3 protein-coding genes are annotated in these 2,604 nt (G+C 75.6%); all 3 read right to left on the bottom strand.

Going from position 1 to position 2,604, the window contains the following annotated elements:
- Positions 1–91: 91 nt before the first annotated feature.
- Positions 92–1,030, bottom strand: a complete 939-nt coding sequence (locus AB0I76_RS27380) for a PQQ-dependent sugar dehydrogenase (protein WP_357041259.1) — start codon at positions 1,028–1,030, stop codon at positions 92–94.
- A gap of 139 nt (positions 1,031–1,169) precedes the next feature.
- A complete protein-coding gene (locus AB0I76_RS27375) occupies positions 1,170–1,385 on the bottom strand; it encodes a hypothetical protein (protein WP_357041256.1) in 216 nt (71 codons plus the stop codon).
- 241 nt (positions 1,386–1,626) lie between these two features.
- Positions 1,627–2,604 (bottom strand): NYN domain-containing protein (locus AB0I76_RS27370; protein ID WP_357041253.1); only part of this gene is annotated, 978 nt, incomplete at its 5' end.

The raw sequence follows: 2,604 nt of genomic DNA, 5'->3' as shown, positions 1-2,604 counted from the left end.
CCGCGGTGGCCGTCGGGGGCGGGCTGCCCCCCCTCCCCCTTGGCGGGGGGGGGGGGCCCCGCCCCGGGCCCCCCCCCACGCCCGTCGGTGGTCAGCGGGCCGGGAAGCGCAGGATCCGGTCGTCGCCGTCGCGGACGTCCCCACGGCCGTCGGTGTTGGAGGTGGTCACCCACAGCGCGCCGTCCGGTGCGACCTGCACCGTCCGCAGCCGGCCGTAGCGGTCGGTGAGCTGGGCCGACGGCTCACCCAGGCGGTCACCGTCCAGCGGGATCGTCCACAGCCGCTCACCGCGCAGCGCCGCCACGTAGACGGTGTCACCGGCGATGGCCATGCCCGACGGCGAGGCGTCGCGGGTCTTCCAGGTCACGAGCGGATTGGTGTACCGCCCGCCGTCGGTGTCGCCCTCTCCCTCGACCCGGGGCCAGCCGTAGTTGCGTCCCGGCTCGATGCGGTTCACCTCGTCGAGCTCGTTCTGCCCGAACTCGGTGGCGAACAGCCGGCCCGCCGAGTCCCAGGCCAGGCCCTGCACGTTGCGGTGGCCGAGGCTGTAGACCGGCGAGCCCGCGCGCGGGTTGCCGGGTGCCGGCTGCCCGTCCGGGGTCAGGCGCAGGATCTTGCCGTTCGGGCTCGCCGGATCCTGCGACAGCCGCGTCTCACCGGCGTCGCCGGTGCCGACGTACAACAGGCCGTCGGGACCGAACGCGATGCGCCCGCCGTTGTGGATGCCCGCCTTGGCGATGCCGTCGAAGACCACCTCCGGGTCCCCGCCGTCCAGCCGGAACCGGACGATGCGGTTGTCCCGCTCCGCGGTGAGGTACGCGTAGACCAGGTTGTCCTGCGCGAAGCTCGGCGAGACCGCGAGGCCCAGCAGGCCGCCCTCACCCTGCGCCGCCACCCCCGGCACCTCGTACACCTGCCGGGCCGCGCCGCCGCCCGGCGTCAACCGCAGCACCCGACCGCTGTCCCGTTCGGCGACCAGGGCGACGACCAGCCCGGCCAGGGTCAGCACCGCCCAGCCGCGCGGGCTCACCGGGGCGTCCCGCACATGCCGGCGACCGGCGCGGGCCCTCCGGCCATCCGTCGTACCCCGGTCATCCCCGCTCCTCCCGCCTGGCCGGCCCATCGTAGTGCGACCGCCGATCCCGCCGGCGACGAGCCGGTCCGCCCGGTCACGCCGCCCGGTGACGGCGGCCGGCGCGCCGGGCCGGCGGGCGTGGTGCGGGAAGCACCTCCACGTCGAAGCCGGCCCGGGCGAGCACCTCGATCGCACGCGCCTCGGCGTCACCGAGACCCGCGGTCGGGGAGGCCGTGTCGAGCAGGGCGGTCACCAGACAGCCGGAACAGCCGTCGCCCCGGATACCGCACCGGTCGCAGTCGATGAGCATCTCGCCCCCTCGGAAGCGCTGGCGGCGACCGGGAGGCGAGCACCGTCGCCACCCGACCACCGTCGGTCACATCGCACGCTAACGGCGACGTACGACAGAACCGGACAGGAAGCATCGGATCGCCGATCAGGGGCTCAATCCAAATCTTGGTGAGAAGTGGCCCCTCCGGGGGCCATTTCCTACCAAGATCTCCCAGGAGCAGACGGGATCTCCCAGGAGCAGACGGGACCGGCGGCCGGGATCAGGAGCGCGAGAGGCGGCGCAGCAGGGAGTCGGCGCCGAGCGGGTAGGCGCCGTGCCGGCGTACGCCGTCGGCCACCTCCCGGTCGGAGGAGACGACCACCACCGGGCGCCCGGACGGCTCCGCGCGGACCAGGCGGCGGATCAGCTCGTCGGCGGTCTCGCCCTTCCGGGAGAAGAGCACCCGGACGCCGCGCGGGGCGGGCGGCAGACCGTGCATCCGCTCGGCGCCGTCGAACACCACCGTGACCTCGTCGCCGGTCTGCGCGGCGATCCCGCCCAGGCCGGTGATGAGCCGCTTGCGCTGCTGTTCGAGGGACATCTCGCCGAAGCCACGCTTGGTGACGTTGTAGCCGTCGACCACCAGGTGCGCCCTCGGCAGGGCGAGCAGCTGGTCCAGCCGGGCCGGGTCGTCGGTGTCCCGGGCCCGCGCGGCCGTGCCGGCCGCCGTGGCCGTGGACTGGTCGGCGAAGGCGTCGGCGACGAAGTCGGCCGGCATCCTCTCCACCGGTTCGAGCGCGAGCTCCCGGCGTAGGCCGACGGCGGCCTGCCCGATGGTCTCCAACAGCAGCCAGAGCCGCGCGTCGTCGACGGAGCGGGCGTCCTTGGCGCTGGCCCGCGCCACACCCGCCGCCGCCTCCGCCTCGGCGAGCCGGGCCCGCGCGCGGCGCAGCTCGGCGTCGGCGTCGGCCGCCGCCCGGGTGGCCCGGCCCCGCTCGGTGGCGAGCAGCTCGGTGGCCTTGCGCTCCCGGGCCTGGATCTCGCGCAGCGTACGGCCGAGCTGACGGTTCTCCTCGCGCAGCTGCCCCAGCTCCTCACGGACCCGGGCCACCTCGTCGCGGAGCTTCTCCGCCTCGACGCGGGCCACCGCCCGGTCGTGCTCGGCGCGGGTGGCGCGCTGCTCGGCCTCCCGGACCAGCTCGGCCACCACCGCGCTGTCCGCCTCGGCGCGGACCGCCGCTCCGCTGGCCTCGATCAG

The organism is Micromonospora sp. NPDC049799, assembly GCF_040656655.1.
GTDB lineage: Bacteria > Actinomycetota > Actinomycetes > Mycobacteriales > Micromonosporaceae > Micromonospora.
The sequence above is the reverse complement of the archived record's forward strand: the minus strand, read 5'-3'. Positions and strand labels throughout refer to the sequence as shown.

Excerpts from the sequence above, each read along its gene's own strand:
- AB0I76_RS27375 (WP_357041256.1), bottom strand. The coding sequence starts at position 1,385 with ATGCTCATCGACTGCGACCGGTGCGGTATCCGGGGCGACGGCTGTTCC.